A 16,814-nucleotide genomic window follows, 5' to 3' on the forward strand; every position below is an offset into this window, starting at 1 on the left:
AGTCGCGGGCAAGCACGCTCCCACTTTTTTTTGCGTCATTTCAAGGAGACTGTGCATGTCCTCTCCAATCCCCGTCACCATCCTCAGTGGCTTTTTGGGTGCCGGTAAAACCACCTTGTTGCGTTACCTGCTCAAGGCCGAACATGGCCTGAAAATCGCCGTGATCGAGAACGAATTCAGCGATGCCGGGATCGATACCCAGTTGTTGGGTGATGAGCCCGTGCAAGTCATGACACTGGCCAATGGCTGTGTGTGCTGCACCATTCACACCGACCTGACCAAGGCGCTGTACCTGCTGCTGGAGCGTCTGGACAGTGGCGAAATAGCGTTCGACCGCCTGGTGATCGAATGCACCGGCCTGGCCGACCCGGCACCGGTGGCGCAAACCTTTTTCATCGACGAAGAACTGCGCGAGCGTTACCTGCTGGACGGCATCATCACCCTGGTGGACGCCGCGCACGCCGATGTACACCTGAGCCAAACCATCGCCCAGGCACAAATCGGTTTTGCTGACCGCCTGTTGGTGAGCAAGCGCGACCTGGTGGATGACGCCACCTTTGATGCCTTAAGCGAACGCTTGACCCGTATCAACCGCCGGGCGCCGATTCGTGTGGTTGAGCACGGCAAGATAGATCTGGCCGAGTTGCTGGATGTCCGAGGGTTCAATCTCAATGCAGACTTGGGCGGTGGCCTGAATTTGCGTCCGGTGCAGCCTGCGTCATCTATCGACCGCATCTCAAGCCTTGTGCTGCGCACCGAAACACCGCTAGATATCGACAGCCTCAGCGCGTTCATGAACGAACTGCTGGAAGATCACGGCAAGCAATTGCTGCGTTACAAAGGCGTGCTGAGCATTGCCGGTGAAGATCGACGGCTGGTGTTTCAGGGCGTGCTCAAGCTCTATGGCTTCGACTGGGACACTGAGTGGGCGGAGGGTGAGGTGCGCGACAGCGTGATGGTATTTATTGCCGATGACTTGCCTGAAGCCAAGATTCGCGAGGGGTTTGATGTTCTAGCCTCACGAAAATAGCGGGTTTTTCGCACCGCTTTGCCAATGGCTGCGACGCTGTTGCTTCGCGCCGGTTGTGACCTGCTGAACGTATTGGGCTGGCGTTTGCTACCCGAATAAAAACGTCACGTACTACATTGTGTGGGAGCGGGCTTGCTCGCGATGATATCGACACGGTTTGTCTGAAAGACCGCATTGCCTGAATCGCGAGCAAGCCCGCTCCCACATAAAGATGACCCGGTGTGGGTTAGTAAGCCCCGTTTCTTTCTATCACACTTAAAAGAAATACCATTTTGTGGCTTTCAGCGGTTTCTCCCAAGTATGAGTGAGGCGAGCCCTTGGCTCTTTTTACCCCTATATACTTATTGTTGTGAGTTTTTAGAGTGATCAGTATATGAGCTTGACTTAAGTTGTCAGCTGTAACGGCCGTATTGTTTTCATCAAGCAACGTGAAGGTAAGTGGGTGTTTTAGTGTCGGACTTCTCGCATAGAGTATATCCATATGGTTTTTGGCCAGCCGGTGCCGATCATACTGGCCGGCGTGTTTGATATGTATTTCATACCCTTTTACGGTATGCCGGAAATATAGTTTGAGTACCGTCTTGACCCCGCCTATGGCGTGGGCCTGAATCCCCACGGCTGCGGAGTCGTCTCTGGTCTGCGGCCGGCCGGTGAAGAAACCGCCGCTGGCAAATACGTCAGTGACTGTTACAGGCTGGCCGTGAAGCGTCCCTAATAGATGAAGGTTATGGTTCGGTACTTGTAAGGTGGCGATGAATGATTGTTGTGTATCGTTAGTCATTGTCTGAACTCTGTTGTTGGTGAAAAGCATAAAGTTCAGATTAGGTCGTTATCACCCATGGATATATGGCGATATGTTTCAAAATAACTGGGGCAATAAAAAGCCCGGCTCAAGAGCCGGGCTTTTTATTCAGCTATTTACACTTAGTTGCCGTATACCGGCAGCTTGGCGCAGATGGCTTTGACTTTTTCGCGAACGGCGTCGATAACGGCTTCGTTGTTGATATCAGCCAGGATGTCGCAGATCCAGTTAGCCAGTTCACGGCACTCTTCTACTTTGAAGCCGCGAGTGGTAACAGCCGGAGTACCGAAACGCAGACCCGAGGTCACGAACGGGGAGCGTGGATCGTTCGGCACGGAGTTTTTGTTCACGGTGATGAACGCTTTGCCCAGTGCGGCGTCAGCGTCTTTGCCGGAGATTTCCTGCTTGATCAGCGACAGCAGGAACAGGTGGTTTTCAGTACCGCCCGATACCACGTCAAAGCCGCGCTCGATAAACACCGATGCCATGGCTTGGGCGTTTTTCACGACTTGTTGCTGGTAAGCCTTGAACTCTGGTTGCAGAGCTTCTTTGAAGCACACGGCCTTGGCGGCGATGACGTGCTCCAGTGGGCCGCCTTGCGAACCCGGGAAGACAGCCGAGTTCAGCTTCTTCTCGATGTCGGCGTTGGCCTTGGCCAGGATCAGGCCGCCACGTGGACCGCGCAGGGTTTTGTGAGTGGTGGTGGTGACCACGTCAGCAAACGGAACCGGGTTAGGGTAAACGCCAGCCGCTACCAGACCGGCTACGTGAGCCATGTCGACGAACAGGTAGGCGCCAACCTTGTCAGCGATAGCGCGGAAACGCGGGAAGTCCAGGATCTGCGAGTAGGCAGAGAAACCGGCCACGATCATTTTTGGCTTGTGCTCAACGGCCAGACGCTCTACTTCGTCGTAGTCGATCAGGCCGTTGGCGTCGATGCCGTACTGGATGGCGTTGTACAGCTTGCCCGAGGACGAAACGCTGGCGCCGTGGGTCAGGTGACCGCCGTGTGCCAGGCTCATGCCCAGGATGGTGTCGCCAGCCGACAACAGGGCCAGGTAGACAGCGCTGTTGGCCTGGGAACCGGCGTGTGGCTGAACGTTGGCGTAATCGGCGCCGAACAGCTCTTTTGCACGGTCGATAGCCAGTTGCTCAACGACGTCGACGTATTCGCAGCCGCCGTAGTAGCGCTTACCCGGGTAGCCTTCGGCGTATTTGTTGGTCAGAACCGAGCCTTGAGCTTCCATGACCGCTGGGCTGGTGTAGTTTTCCGAAGCGATCAGCTCAATATGTTCTTCCTGGCGCTGAGCTTCTTGCTCCATGGCGGCAAAAAGGTCGGCGTCGAACTTGGCAAGTGTCAAATCACGGCTGAACATGGCGGTCCTCAGGGATCGGGGGGCAGAAAAGGAGGGCATTCTAACTCAATGGGTTTTATCTGGCATATGAATGCGATTCACGGTGATGAGAGGCAGGATTCACATGTGCAGTTCATCACTGGCCGCTTGCAGTTGCTTGACCAGTAGATGTGCTGGCATCGGGCGACCAAACAGATAGCCTTGCACTTCATCGCACCCATGCTCGCGCAAGAAATCCAACTGCTCCTGGGTCTCCACGCCTTCGGCGATGACGGCCAGGTTTAGGCTATGGGCCATTGCAATGATTGCACGGGCAATCTGCGCGTCCTGTTCGCCTGAGGGCAGGCCATCGACAAAGGTACGGTCGATTTTCAAGACATCGATCGGGAATTGCTTGAGGTAGTTGAGCGATGAATAACCGGTGCCAAAGTCGTCCACGGCAATGCTGAGGCCGAGGTTTTTCAGACTGGCCAGAATGTGCAGGGCTTCGCTGACTTCGCGCATCAGGATACTTTCGGTCAGCTCAAGCTCCAGGCAGGCAGGGGACAGGCCGGTCTCCTTGAGGATCGTGGCGATGCGCGTGCCCAGTTGGCCATCGGAAAACTGGCGCGCCGAGATGTTGACCGAGACTTTGGGCACGCGCACTTTGGCCTGGTGCCAGAGCTTGAGCTGGCGACAGGCCTCGGCCAGCACCCAGTCACCCACTTCGACCACCAGGCCCAGCTCTTCGAGTACCGGGATAAAGTCACCGGGCGGCACCAGTCCGCGCCTGGAGTGGTTCCAGCGCAGCAATGCTTCAACCCCGGTCAGCCGTTTGCCGTCGCCGCTGAATTGCGGCTGGTAAAAAAGGATGAACTCTTGCTGTTCAAGGGCGTGGCGCAGGTCGCTCTCAAGTTCCAGGCGCTCAAGGGCGCTGGCGTTCATGTCTGCCTGATAGAACTGGAAGTTGTTTTTGCCGCGCTCTTTGGCGTGGTACATCGCGGTGTCGGCGTTCTTCATCAACTGGCTGAGTTCGTTGCCGTCTTGCGGGCTCAAGGCAATGCCAATACTGGCGGTTACAAAGAACTCGCGACTTTCCAGTACAAAGGGTTTTACCAGGCTGGCAAGGATTTGCTCGGCCACGCTGATGGCCCGGTTCAAGGCCAGTTGACGGGTGGCTCGTGGTTGCAGGAGCAGGGTGAACTCGTCACCGCCCATACGCGCCACGGTGTCGTCGTCACCGACGCAGGCCAGCAAGCGGATGGCCATGTCCTTGAGCATTCGATCGCCTGCGGCGTGGCCCAGGGAATCATTGATCGGCTTGAAACGGTCGAGGTCGAGGAACATCAGCACAACCCACGACTTGTTGCGTTCGGCCTGTTGCAACGCAGTGTGCAGGCGATCCTGAAACAGCGTCCGGTTAGGCAGGTGCGTCAGGGCGTCGTAGTAAGCCAGGCGGTGAATTCGCTGTTCACTGGCTTTGCGCTCGCTGATGTCACTGAAGAAGCACACGTAGCTGGCCAGATCACCCTCGTCATCGAGCACGGCAGTGATGCCGACCCACGCCGGGTAGTGTTCGCCGTTGAGACGCTTGAGCCAGACTTCGCCCTCCCATGTGCCATTGACATGCAGTTGCTTGAGCACATAGGTCAGGTGCGCGCGTTGTTGGGCATCAACGGTCAACATGCTCGGCAATTGGTCCAGCACCTGGGCCACGGCGTAGCCGCTGACCCGGCTAAAGGCTTCGTTGGCCTGCACGATATAACCGGCGGGGTCGGTAATCAGGATGGCCGAGGTGGAGTGCTCAAACACCGTAGCGGCCATGCGCAGGTCTTTTTCAGCACGACGTTGCTGACTGATATCACGGCCAACGCCCAGAATGCCTTCGAAGCCATCGTTTTCATCCCACACCAGTACCAGCCGCAACTCGATGGGGACTTTATGCCCGTCAGCGCGCAAGCAGTCGAACAGGAACAACTGGGTTTGCACCTGGGCGCGCAGGGCTGAGAGTTGTCGAGGTGTGTGCAGGGCGGCGCGGATACGTTCGATCAGGCTGTAGATACCCTCCAGTTGTTGCGGGGTCGCGATAATTGACTGCCAGCCATTGTCGAACACCCATTGTGCGTCGTACCCCAGCACGGTCTGGATGGAGGGGCTGAGGTAGTTCATGCGCAACGTGCTGTCGGTGGAGAAAATCACGTCGCTGATGCTTTCGGCCAGCATCCGGTAGCGCTGCTCGCTGTCACGCAGTGACTCACTGGCTTCGATCTGGTCGGTGATGTCTTTGGCCACCCCGACAATGCGCGTGACTTGATCCCCGGTGTCACGGGCAAAGGCCTGCTCACGGATGTCAAAGCGCCGCCAGGTGCCTTGCTGATGACGAAAGCGCAACTGGCACTGCATCAAGTGCTTATAGCCATCTTCCCGTTGCTGCTGGCGCAGCTGGTGATAACGTTCGGCGTCATCCGGGTGCAGCAACAGTTCCCAGAAATATGCGCCCATTTCCTGAAGTTCGATGGCGCTGTAGCCCAGGGTCTGCCCAAGGTGATGGTTGCTGAATATGATCCGCTGGCTGATTACATTTTGCACATAGAGGTGGTCAGGTACGGTACGCACGACATCCGACCAGAAACTTTCGCGCTCTTGCAGGGACAATTCGATCAGCTTGCGGCTTGTGATGTCGCTGATGCTCAGGATGACCGCGTGATAGTCCTGAGGGTCTTCAGGCAGGCGCAGCACCAGCCACACATGTTGATCCCGGCCGCTGGCATCGCTCAGCTTTACTTCCAGTTCAAGTTGCTGCTGTTGATCCAGTACGGTTTCGACGATTTGATGGCCAATGGCCGAACTGGTTTGGGGGCAGCCGTTAATCAGCTTTAGCCAGGCACCGTCCCCGGATTCGACCTCCAGCAGCTGCATGGCGACCTGATTGACTTCAGTGATGCGCAGTTGCGCAAATAATTGACTACGAAGCTGGGGGTGGTCGCTTAGCCATTGCTTGAGGTCACTGCTGTCGTGGAGTTTTTCGCGCTCAAGAAACCCCGGCAAGCTGGACAGATCGAGCACGCACAGGGCAACCCCGGTGCCTTCGAAAATATCGTGATAACGGCGGCGGCCTTCATGCAGTTGGCGTTGGCGGCCGCGCATGTTGAGCAGCGCAATGATCGGCAGCAACGAAAAGAGCAAGCCGAGCAGGCATTTGACGATCAGTCCGGGCAGCAGTCGTTCAACCGCCTGGCGTTCATTGAACAGCCCGCGTAACTGCCAGTCGCTGTGATTGATGGGGCTCAGTTGTACGGTGTCGCTTTCATCCTGCTGGCTCAGGGTTGAGGCTGGCGAAATGGGGCTGTAGGCACGCTTCAGGACCTTGCGGGTTTTCACGTTTTCAATCAGCCATTGTGGCCGACTGCTGCTGGCGTTCTGGTGTGTCATGTTTTGCAGCAGTTCCGGGCTCATGCGCAGCAGCCAGTAACCACCGATATCGCCTGCGGGCTGGCGCAGCAACAAATAGAACATGCTGGCGTCAGCGTTATTGCTGAAGTAATAGCCGTCGGTACGTTTTCGCGAGGGGATCAGGCTTGCCCATTCAGCCAGGAATGCAGCGTCGGGGGTGGTGCCAGCGCTGTCGAACACGACCTGCCCGGCAGTGCTGAGCAAGACCAGGCTCTGGAGCGAGGGTACGTATTGATGCAGTTGATTGACCAGTGCCTGCTGTTGGCGCAGGGTTTTCGGCAGCGTATCGACAGGAAGCAGATTAAGGGCGGTTTCGGCCCGTACTTCCATGCTCAGGCTGATGTGGTCGGCCAGATCGGCACTGTAGTTGATGCTGTTTTGACGCTCTTGCTGGAGCGTTTCCTGGAACTGCTCAATCAACAACCAGAACAACATCGCCAGCAGCAACAGAACCAGAGTGGCCAATGCACTTTTCAACGTTCCGCGCACAGGCGTCCCAAGAAGTGGGTTGGACGCTTTATTCAGAGTGGGCGGCGTGACATTGGGCAACGTGTGATCCTGCAATTTGGCGGCATTGGCGCCAGGCCCCCTAAAGACGCCCAGAGGGCGCCTAGCATGCCTTGGGTTGTGGCAAAGTGCCAGCCCTCTGGTCTGCACTGGTTTGCCCTGTTCAGCGCATTCAGGTAGATTCGGGCGTCTACATTTATGCATTTTCTGCGAGCAGGCATTGATTTCGATCAGTCCCTGACTTTCTGCTATGGCCTGATCCGGGCATTGCTCGCACCTTATTCACTCGTCTCTGACCCTAGGTTCTCCATGGCTCAATACGTTTTCACCATGCATCGGCTGAGCAAAGTTGTTCCGCCGAAGCGGGAAATCCTGAAAAACATCTCCCTGTCGTTTTTCCCTGGCGCCAAGATTGGCGTACTCGGCTTGAACGGTTCGGGTAAATCCACCCTGTTGAAAATCATGGCGGGTGTCGATACCGAGTTCGACGGCGAAGCCCGTCCGATGCCCGACCTGAACATCGGTTACCTGCCGCAGGAACCGCAGCTGGATCCGAGCAAAACCGTGCGCGAAGTGGTTGAAGAAGCCGTGAGCGTCATCAAGGACGCTCAAGCGCGCCTGGATCAGGTTTACGCCGAATACGCAGACCCGGATGCCGATTTTGACAAGCTGGCTGCTGAACAGGCCAAGCTTGAGTCGATCCTGCAAGCGAGCGACGGTCACAACCTGGAGCGCCAGCTGGAAGTCGCTGCCGACGCCCTGCGTTTGCCAGCCTGGGATGCCAAGGTTGAGCACCTGTCGGGTGGTGAGAAGCGCCGTGTGGCCTTGTGCCGCCTGCTGCTGTCGGCCCCGGACATGCTGCTGCTCGACGAACCAACCAACCACCTGGATGCCGACTCTGTAGCCTGGCTTGAGCACTTCCTGCACGACTTCCCGGGTACCGTGGTTGCGATTACGCACGACCGTTACTTCCTGGATAACGTGGCGGGCTGGATCCTTGAGCTTGACCGTGGCGCGGGCATTCCTTACGAGGGCAACTATTCGGGTTGGCTTGAAGCCAAGTCCGATCGTCTGGCTGCCGAATCCAAGCAGCAGTCGGCCCATGAAAAGGCCATGAAAGACGAGCTGGAATGGGTCCGTAAAGGTGCCAAGGCGCGTCAGTCGAAGTCCAAGGCTCGTCTGCAGCGTTTCGAGGAACTGCAATCGCAGGAATTCCAGAAGCGCAGCGAGACCAACGAAATCTACATCCCGGCTGGTCCGCGCCTGGGTGACAAGGTTATCGAGTTCAAGAACGTGTCCAAGGGTTACGGCGATCGCGTGTTGATCGACAACCTGTCGTTCGCGATGCCTAAAGGCGCCATCGTTGGCGTGATCGGTGGTAACGGTGCCGGTAAGTCGACCTTGTTCCGCATGCTGATGGGCAAGGAACAGCCGGATTCGGGCAGCATCGAAGTCGGTGAAACCGTGCAACTGGCGTGCGTGGACCAGAGCCGTGACGATCTGGACGGCAGCAAGACGGTGTTCCAGGCGATTTCTGACGGTTCCGATGTGATCCGCATCGGTAACTATGAAATCCCGTCGCGTACCTATGTAGGTCGTTTCAACTTCAAAGGTGGCGATCAGCAGAAGTTCGTCAAGGACCTGTCCGGTGGTGAGCGTGGTCGCCTGCACCTGGCCCTGACCTTGAAAGAGGGCGCCAACGTGCTGCTGCTCGACGAACCGTCCAACGACCTTGACGTTGAGACGCTGCGTTCGCTCGAAGAAGCGCTGCTGGACTTCCCTGGCGCCGCCATTGTGATCTCTCACGATCGGTGGTTCCTTGACCGCGTTGCGACTCACATCCTGGCGTACGAAGACGACTCGCAAGCAATCTTCTTTGAAGGTAACTACACCGAGTACGAAGCTGATCGTAAAAAGCGCCTCGGCGAAGCGGCCACTCAGCCGCACCGTGTGCGTCACAAAAAACTGGCCCAGTAAGGCCGGTTTGCAAGAAAAGACGGAGCCCCTCGGGGCTCCGTTTTTTTTGCAGAGCAATACTGACCCTGTGGGAACAGAAGGTGGGTTTTTAGTGGTGCAAAAGTGAGTACAAGAAGCTTTTTTTTGGTGCGCAAAAGCCCGTGAAATCGGTTTAATTTATATAAATGCACCATTTAAATTCAGAACTGCGACATTTTGCGCTGTCGCGGTGCCACATGAATTGATAAAGTTCCGGTCAATCTCTGTTTAACGACAATAAATTTGCCGAGAATTAACCATGATCGAATCCGTCGACCAGTTCCTTGCCCGCCTGAAAAAACGTGACCCGGACCAGCCTGAATTCCACCAGGCAGTAGAAGAAGTCCTGCGCAGTTTGTGGCCGTTTCTTGAAGCCAATCCCCATTACCTCACTTCAGGCATTCTTGAGCGCATTTGTGAACCTGAGCGCGCGATCGTGTTCCGCGTATCCTGGGTTGATGATGAAGGCAAAGTGCGGGTTAACCGTGGTTTCCGTATCCAGATGAACAGCGCCATTGGCCCTTACAAGGGTGGTCTGCGGTTCCATCCGTCGGTGAACCTTGGCGTTCTGAAGTTCCTGGCGTTCGAACAAACCTTCAAGAACTCCCTGACCTCGTTGCCTATGGGCGGCGGCAAGGGCGGCTCTGACTTCAACCCCAAGGGCAAGAGCGACGCTGAAGTCATGCGTTTCTGTCAGGCCTTCATGAGCGAGCTGTACCGCCATATCGGTTCGGACGTTGACGTGCCGGCAGGCGATATCGGTGTAGGCGCCCGTGAAATCGGCTTTATGTTTGGCCAGTACAAGCGCCTGAGCAACCAGTTCACCTCGGTGCTGACCGGCAAGGGCATGAGCTACGGCGGCAGCCTGATCCGCCCTGAAGCCACCGGCTTTGGTTGTGTGTACTTCGCGCAGGAAATGCTCAAGCGCAGCGGCCAGCGTATCGATGGCAAGCGCGTAGCGATCTCTGGCTCCGGTAACGTGGCGCAGTATGCGGCGCGCAAAGTCATGGACCTGGGCGGCAAAGTGATCTCGTTGTCGGACTCCGAAGGCACGTTGTACTGCGAAGCCGGTTTGAGTGAGGAGCAGTGGGAAGCGCTGATGGAGCTCAAAAACGTCAAGCGCGGTCGTATCAGCGAATTGGCCGGGCAGTTTGGTCTGGAGTTTCTGGCGGGCCAGCATCCGTGGAGCCTGGCGTGCGACATCGCATTGCCATGCGCCACTCAGAACGAACTGGACGCTGAAGCGGCCCGTACACTGTTGAGCAATGGCTGTGTGTGCGTGGCAGAAGGCGCGAACATGCCGACTACCCTCGAAGCGGTCGATCTGTTTATCGAGGCCGGTATCTTGTTTGCACCGGGCAAGGCATCCAATGCCGGCGGCGTGGCGGTGAGCGGTCTGGAAATGTCGCAAAACGCCATGCGCCTGCTGTGGACGGCAGGAGAGGTCGACAGCAAACTGCATAACATCATGCAGTCGATCCACCATGCGTGCGTTCACTACGGCGAAGAAAACGGTCGGATCAACTACGTCAAAGGCGCGAACATTGCGGGCTTCGTGAAAGTCGCTGACGCGATGCTGGCCCAGGGCGTGGTGTAAGCCGGTTCCGTTCTTCTGTGGGAGCGGGCTTGCTCGCGATGCAAGCGACGCGGTGTATCAGTTGCATCACGTCGATCCAATCGCGAGCAAGCCCGCCCTACACGGTCTCTATCTAGTTGGCAAGCGCCTTGTGCTCAGCCAGTTCTTGCTCGATAAAGGCTGCAATCATGGCGCGGTAAACTTCTTCGGTGACGTTCGGGTTAGCGCCCAGTTCTGAGGCCAGCGCCCGGACTTTTGCAATCACCTGCTCAACCCGTTGCGGCGCCCTGACCGCATCGCTGTCTTTTTTGAACAGCGCCGCTTGCGATACGCAGGCACCCCGTTCGGCGATCAAGCCGACAATCTGGCGATCCAGCCCGTCGATTTTCTCGCGTACCTGTTCAAGGGAATCGTAGTTAACAGCCATGTCTTAAAACCTCCTTTCAGTAGTGATACCACTTCAACTCCAGCATCACTTCGTTGACGGGTGAGGTCAGCTTGCTGAACTCACGTTGTGCACTCAGTCGCAGGCCCAGATTGCGCGAAACTTCCCATTGCTGGTTCAGGCTGAGGCTGCGGCGGACTTCACCGTTGGTGAAGTAATCACCTTTGGCTTCAAGACTCAGGTTGCCCACCGGATTGCGCCAGAGAAGCCCTGTGTTAAACCCCGCTGCCGGTGAAACAAAGGCGGCGAAATCGTTGTTGTGCTCCACGCGCAGGGTGCCGAGGGCAAAGCCCAGCAGGTTTTCGCCCAACTGCCAGGTGCCGCCCGCGCCCCCATTGACGTGGCTGACCAGGCTTTCATCGCCATGCTTGCCCAGCACCCGTTCCAGCCCGCCGCCCACTTGCCAGGACCAGGGTTGCAGCAAGTCGTTACGCGGGGTCAGGGAGCGAATGTTGGCCAGGTCCAGTTGCTGAACTTGCCACTTGTTACCTTCGTACTGGCGCAGCTTGAGTTGCAGGATTTCAATCTGCGCGCCCAGCGGAAAGCCGGGCGCGTTGTCGTTCAAGTCGTGGTAAGCCATGCGCAGGCCGTACTCGGCAAAGGCCTTGTCGTCACGGCTACCGGCCCCCAGTTGCCAGGTGCGCGATTCGTGGCCGTTTTCGGGCAACTCGGGTTGTTCGACCTGCAGTTCAGGAGCTGGATTCTGGTTGATGGCGCGCAGCAGTTCGAAGCTGCGCTGGGAGCGGGCCGGGTCACGTTCGAGACCGTTTGCCCGGTAGCGTTCAAGACGATAAGCGGCGTCGATAATCAGCGCCTGGCGTTCTTTTGGCAGCGCCTTGAAGGTCGGGTTTTGCAACCGGGCCTGATCGGCGCTGATCTGCAGCACCCATTGCTGTTCCTCAGGATCGAGGGTTTTGGCGCGATCCAGCAGTTCACGTTCCCGGGAAGGGCGGTATTCGATACTTTCAACCAAGCCCGCTTCCTTGACCGCTTTGACGGTGTCGGTGGGGATCGCGGTCAGCGGGAACTGGGTGGTCAGTTGCAAGCCGGGACGTGCCACTTGCAACAACTCCAGCAGGCGATACGAACAGTTTTCGTCAAAGAAGAAATAGTCGAACTGGATCTGTTTGAGCTCCCACACATGCTCGACCATGCGCTGGGTTTCTTCGGGAGTCAGATTGAGTCGGTATTCCCACAGGTCACGGTTTTCGAGGCTGCGGTACTCGGAGAGCTTTTCCTGGTAGGGCACCAGCGCGAACAGGCCGGGATAGCCACCGGCCAACCCCTTCCAGGCATACAAAATGCTGTTGTCGGAACCCTCAATGTAGGCGCCGAAATTGATCGCGTAGCTGAGCAGGGCGGTCTTGTTGTTCTGCACATCGGCCTGGTCGATACGCAACAAGGTGTGGCCGAACATCGAGGACGGGCTGTTCAGGTAGGCCGCCGGGAAAATCATCACCGTGCTGTGCGGTGCAACGTCCTTGAACCATTGCGTGAACTCTGCGCATTCGGCCTTGGGCAGGTCGGTCAGGTTCAACTGGGCCTTGAGCCAGCGGGTGCGGGCCGGGTACACGCACTGCGGGTGTTTGTCCCCCAGGCTCAAGGGCGAATACAAGGCCTGGACGGTGGCACGCAGTTCGGCGTCCGGGTGATGGGCGCCGTCGGGGGCCAGAAAGAATTTGTCGTCGCTGACATAGCTGCGCCAGCCGCTCAACTTGCCGGCTTCATAGTGTCCCAGAGAGATCCAGAACGGGTCGTTGGCCAACTGCTGAATACGTTGATCGTCGATATGGGGTGCGGCATACAGCGGGGCGCAGGCACAGAGCGCCAGATAGGCAAGGCGTTTGAGCATGTTCGGCAACTGTTGTCAGACGAAGAGGGGTGACGCAGGAGAATACCCGCTCCCAGAGGAGCGGGCAGATCTCATTTACTACGCAGCAGTGGCGTATTTGGCCAGGCGGGCATCGCCTTTGAGGATAGCCAGGGTGTTGTTGTGAACATCTTCAGCCGTTACATCGGCCTTGCTGAAGATTTGCTGGAAGTGCTCGTGGGTGACGGCGGCAAAATGCGCGCGATCTTCAGGGGCGACGCCCAGTACCACCGCGTAGGTGGTCAGTGCTTCGCCATTGCCTTTGGCCATGTCTTCGGACAGTTCGTTGATCATGCCATTCATGGCAATCCACGATTTGCCGCCGTAGGTCAGGGCGTCCTTGGTCGTACAGCCGTTGGTGCCGGAGGTCATGCCGAAGGTGGCGTTACCGGACGTGCCGTTGGTGGTGGATGCCAGGAAGTGTGCAGGGGTGCCGCGCTGACCTTCAAACAGCATGTTGCCCCAACCGCAGTTCGGACCGCCCGGGGCTTGCGCCATGGCATTGAGGGAAACAACTGTAAAGAGAGTACCGAGAAGAATCCGTTTCATAAGCTTTGTTCTCTATATGTGTGCAACCAATGGACAAGGGTTTCTGGCCCTGAAGCGCCAGTACGAGCCGGTTATGCCTTCCAGCCGCGTAACAGCTTGGAGTCTAGGCACGATCGGCAGGTTCCGTGGTTTTTTGTAAAACAATCTCTGTTGATGCACATTTTTTGCCCGTAAATACGATGGGGTGAACTTTCCCGTGTTGTACGCCTTGCCAGTGATGTACAGCCAGCGCCAGAATGCTGCCATCTGCCCCGCCCGATGTAAGGAAGCCCGATGCCTGATTCTGTTGCCACCAGCTTGCGTCTAGCGCCTGATGCGCTAACCCGTCCTTTCTCTGCTGAACAGTTCAGCTTCTCGAATACCAATGATTTAGAACCTTTTCGCGGCATTCTCGGCCAGGAGCGTGCGGTCGAAGCCCTGCAGTTTGGCGTGGCCATGCCACGTCCGGGTTACAACGTATTTGTGATGGGCGAGCCGGGTACGGGCCGCTTCTCATTCGTCAAACGCTACCTCAAGGCCGAGGGCAAGCGCCTGAAGTCCCCGAGCGATTGGGTGTACGTCAATAATTTTGACGAGCCCCGTGAGCCACGTGCCCTGGAACTGCCTTCGAGCAGCGCGGGTGCATTTATTGCCGATATCAACCACCTGATCGACAACCTGCTGGCGACCTTTCCGGCGGTGTTTGAGCACCCGACGTATCAACAGCGCAAAAGCGCGATCGATCGGGGCTTCAATCAGCGGTACGACCGGGCGCTGGATGTGATCGAGCGGCTGGCGCTGGAAAAAGGCGTTGCGTTGTATCGCGACAGCAGCAACGTGGCCTTCACGCCGATGAGTGATGGCAAGGCGCTGGATGAGGCCGAGTTTTCGCAATTGCCTGAGGTTGAGCGAGAGCGCTTCCATGAGGATATTTCCGGACTGGAAGAGCGGCTGAACGAAGAACTGGCCAGCCTGCCGCAATGGAAGCGCGAGTCGAACAATCAGCTGCGCCAACTGAACGAAGAAACCATCACCCTGGCGTTGCAGCCGTTGCTGTCGCCGTTGTCGCAGAAGTACGCCGAAAATGGTGCGGTCTGCGGTTATCTGCAAGCCATGCAGGTGTACTTGCTGAAAACCGTGGTCGAGCAATTGGTCGACGACAGCAAGACCGACGCCCAGGCCCGCAAGTTGCTCGAAGAGCAGTACCTGCCCAGCCTGGTGGTAGGCCAGCCGCTGAGCGGTGGTGCGCCGGTAGTGTTTGAGCCGCACCCCACGTATGACAACCTGTTCGGTCGTATTGAGTACAGCACTGACCAGGGCGCGCTTTACACCACGTACCGGCAGTTGCGCCCGGGCGCGCTGCATCGTGCCAACGGTGGGTTTTTGATTCTTGAAGCCGAGAAAATGCTCAGTGAGCCCTTTGTGTGGGATGCCCTGAAGCGTGCCCTGCAATCGCGCAAGTTGAAGATGGAGTCCCCGCTGGGCGAGATGGGCCGTCTGGCGACCGTCACCCTCAATCCGCAAGTCATTCCCTTGCAGGTCAAGGTCGTGATCATTGGTGCCCGCCAGCTGTATTACACGCTGCAGGACCTTGATCCGGACTTCCAGGAGATGTTCCGGGTGCTGGTGGACTTCGACGAAGACATCCCGATGGTCGATGAAAGCCTTGAGCAGTTCGCTCAGTTGCTGACCACCCGGACTTCAGAAGAAGGCATGGCGCCGCTGACCGCCGATGCGGTAGCGCGTCTGGCGACCTACAGCGCACGCCTGGCCGAGCATCAGGGTCGTTTGTCGGCGCGTATCGGTGATCTGTTCCAGCTGGTCAGCGAGGCGGATTTCATTCGTCACCTGGCGGGCGATGAGATGACCGATGCCGGCCATATCGAGCGTGCGCTCAAGGCCAAGGCCACGCGTACCGGTCGAGTGTCGGCGCGCATTCTTGATGACATGCTGGCAGGGATAATTCTCATCGACACCGATGGCGCGGCCGTGGGCAAGTGCAACGGCCTGACCGTGCTGGAAGTCGGCGACTCGGCCTTTGGTGTACCTGCGCGGATATCCGCCACGGTGTATCCGGGTGGCAGCGGTATCGTCGATATCGAGCGTGAAGTTAACCTGGGTCAGCCGATTCACTCCAAGGGCGTGATGATTTTGACCGGGTACCTGGGCAGCCGTTATGCACAGGAATTCCCGCTGGCGATTTCAGCCAGTATCGCGCTGGAACAGTCCTACGGTTATGTCGATGGCGACAGTGCCTCGCTGGGTGAGGCCTGTACGTTGATTTCGGCGCTGTCCAAAACGCCACTCAAACAGTGTTTTGCCATCACCGGTTCCATCAACCAGTTTGGTGAAGTGCAGGCGGTGGGCGGGGTCAACGAGAAGATCGAGGGCTTCTTCCGACTCTGTGAAGCGCGGGGGCTTACAGGCGAGCAGGGGGCAATTATCCCGCAGGCCAACGTGGCGACCCTGATGCTGGATGAGAAGGTGCTGCAGGCGGTGCGTGATGGCAAGTTCCACGTGTATGCGGTGCGTCAGGCCGATGAAGCGTTGAGCCTGTTGGTGGGTGAGCCTGCCGGTGAGCCGGATGAAGAGGGCCAGTTCCCTGAAGGCAGCGTCAATGCGCGCGTGGTAGAGCGGTTGCGGGTGATCGCTGAAATGATCAACGACGACGACCTCAAGGAGGCCGAGAAAGAGTTGCTGGCTGAGGCCCTGGCAGCAAAGAAACCGGCCTGACCCCCTGAAAGATGTCATGTGTGGGGGCGGGCTTGCTCGCGATCCAATCGCGAGCAAGCCCGCTCCCACAAATCACCGATACCAATCGAATAAGCCGTTGGTCATTGGCGACTTTTCTTATGCGCTTTTTCTTCTATTCTCAGGGCATGGACTCCACTGTCGTCACCGGACGATGCAGCCCGTAGTGTGCGGCTGAAGACAGGATCTATCGAGGGTCGCCGCCATGTCGCGCAACCTTTGCCTTACTCGCCAATGCTTGGGCCTGGTGACTCGTATTGAATGCAGCATTCGACCGCTGGCAGGCAATAACGGGATGTGGACGCTTCTCTTTGCTGCAGGTCTGGCAGGTGAGCAGCCCTCTACAATCAAGGCGCAAGGCCCGTTCCCAGGGCCTTTCGTGGCCGAAACCATTCTTGAATCAATCGTTGAAAGCCTGACGCTGCACGGTTATCGGCTCGCGGACGATCCGCAGATCTGGTGCCTGCATGTGCAGGCCCAGTTGCGTCAGATCAATGGCGGGCGCTGCAGCGCGTCCCACTAA

11 protein-coding genes are annotated in these 16,814 nt (G+C 57.5%); 5 read left to right on the forward strand and 6 right to left on the reverse strand.

Annotation, left to right across the window (positions count from 1 at the left end; all coding sequences use genetic code 11):
• The first annotated feature begins 55 nt into the window (after positions 1-55).
• Positions 56-1,030 carry a GTPase gene (gene yjiA / locus VSQ83_RS02945; protein WP_133078608.1) on the forward strand — a complete coding sequence of 325 codons (975 nt, stop codon included), beginning with the start codon at positions 56-58 and terminating at the stop codon, positions 1,028-1,030.
• Between the two features lie 226 nt (positions 1,031-1,256).
• Here the strand turns inward: yjiA and VSQ83_RS02950 are convergent, their stop codons facing one another.
• The 3 genes from VSQ83_RS02950 to VSQ83_RS02960 form a co-directional block, all read right to left on the reverse strand.
• Positions 1,257-1,811: a hypothetical protein gene (locus VSQ83_RS02950; RefSeq protein ID WP_326425245.1), complete on the reverse strand. Its 555-nt coding sequence runs from the start codon at positions 1,809-1,811 to the stop codon at positions 1,257-1,259.
• Positions 1,812-1,954: 143 nt separating this feature from the next.
• Positions 1,955-3,208 (reverse strand): serine hydroxymethyltransferase, encoded by a 1,254-nt coding sequence (gene glyA, locus VSQ83_RS02955; RefSeq protein WP_133078606.1) that lies wholly within the window; start codon positions 3,206-3,208, stop codon positions 1,955-1,957.
• Between the two features lie 99 nt (positions 3,209-3,307).
• Positions 3,308-7,168 carry a bifunctional diguanylate cyclase/phosphodiesterase gene (locus tag VSQ83_RS02960; RefSeq protein ID WP_326425247.1) on the reverse strand — a complete coding sequence of 1,287 codons (3,861 nt, stop codon included), beginning with the start codon at positions 7,166-7,168 and terminating at the stop codon, positions 3,308-3,310.
• Between the two features lie 267 nt (positions 7,169-7,435).
• On the opposite strand from VSQ83_RS02960, the gene ettA reads away from it, so the two are divergent.
• Both ettA and gdhA read left to right on the forward strand, forming a co-directional pair.
• Positions 7,436-9,103, forward strand: a complete 1,668-nt coding sequence (gene ettA, locus VSQ83_RS02965) for an energy-dependent translational throttle protein EttA (RefSeq protein ID WP_133078604.1) — start codon at positions 7,436-7,438, stop codon at positions 9,101-9,103.
• A gap of 277 nt (positions 9,104-9,380) precedes the next feature.
• The gene (gene gdhA / locus VSQ83_RS02970; protein WP_133078603.1) at positions 9,381-10,718 is read left to right on the forward strand and encodes an NADP-specific glutamate dehydrogenase; all 1,338 of its coding nucleotides are present in this window, start codon (positions 9,381-9,383) and stop codon (positions 10,716-10,718) included.
• 112 nt (positions 10,719-10,830) lie between these two features.
• Here gdhA and VSQ83_RS02975 read toward each other — a convergent pair whose 3' ends face one another.
• The 3 genes from VSQ83_RS02975 to VSQ83_RS02985 all read right to left on the reverse strand — a co-directional run bounded on the left by VSQ83_RS02975 (position 10,831) and on the right by VSQ83_RS02985 (position 13,561).
• The gene (locus VSQ83_RS02975; RefSeq protein ID WP_133078602.1) at positions 10,831-11,124 is read right to left on the reverse strand and encodes a chorismate mutase; all 294 of its coding nucleotides are present in this window, start codon (positions 11,122-11,124) and stop codon (positions 10,831-10,833) included.
• A 16-nt stretch (positions 11,125-11,140) separates the two neighbouring features.
• On the reverse strand, positions 11,141-12,994 hold the full coding sequence (locus VSQ83_RS02980; RefSeq protein WP_326398525.1) for an Lnb N-terminal periplasmic domain-containing protein: 1,854 nt from the start codon (positions 12,992-12,994) through the stop codon (positions 11,141-11,143).
• Between the two features lie 78 nt (positions 12,995-13,072).
• Positions 13,073-13,561 (reverse strand): DUF3015 domain-containing protein, encoded by a 489-nt coding sequence (locus tag VSQ83_RS02985; RefSeq protein ID WP_019824032.1) that lies wholly within the window; start codon positions 13,559-13,561, stop codon positions 13,073-13,075.
• Between the two features lie 273 nt (positions 13,562-13,834).
• On the opposite strand from VSQ83_RS02985, the gene VSQ83_RS02990 reads away from it, so the two are divergent.
• Positions 13,835-16,273 (forward strand): Lon protease family protein, encoded by a 2,439-nt coding sequence (locus tag VSQ83_RS02990; RefSeq protein WP_133078599.1) that lies wholly within the window; start codon positions 13,835-13,837, stop codon positions 16,271-16,273.
• Positions 16,274-16,496: 223 nt separating this feature from the next.
• Positions 16,497-16,814, forward strand: coding sequence for a PA4575 family protein (locus VSQ83_RS02995; protein ID WP_019824029.1), 318 nt, complete (start codon positions 16,497-16,499; stop codon positions 16,812-16,814).

The organism is Pseudomonas sp. DSV-1, assembly GCF_035830915.1.
In the GTDB taxonomy this organism is placed as follows: domain Bacteria; phylum Pseudomonadota; class Gammaproteobacteria; order Pseudomonadales; family Pseudomonadaceae; genus Aquipseudomonas.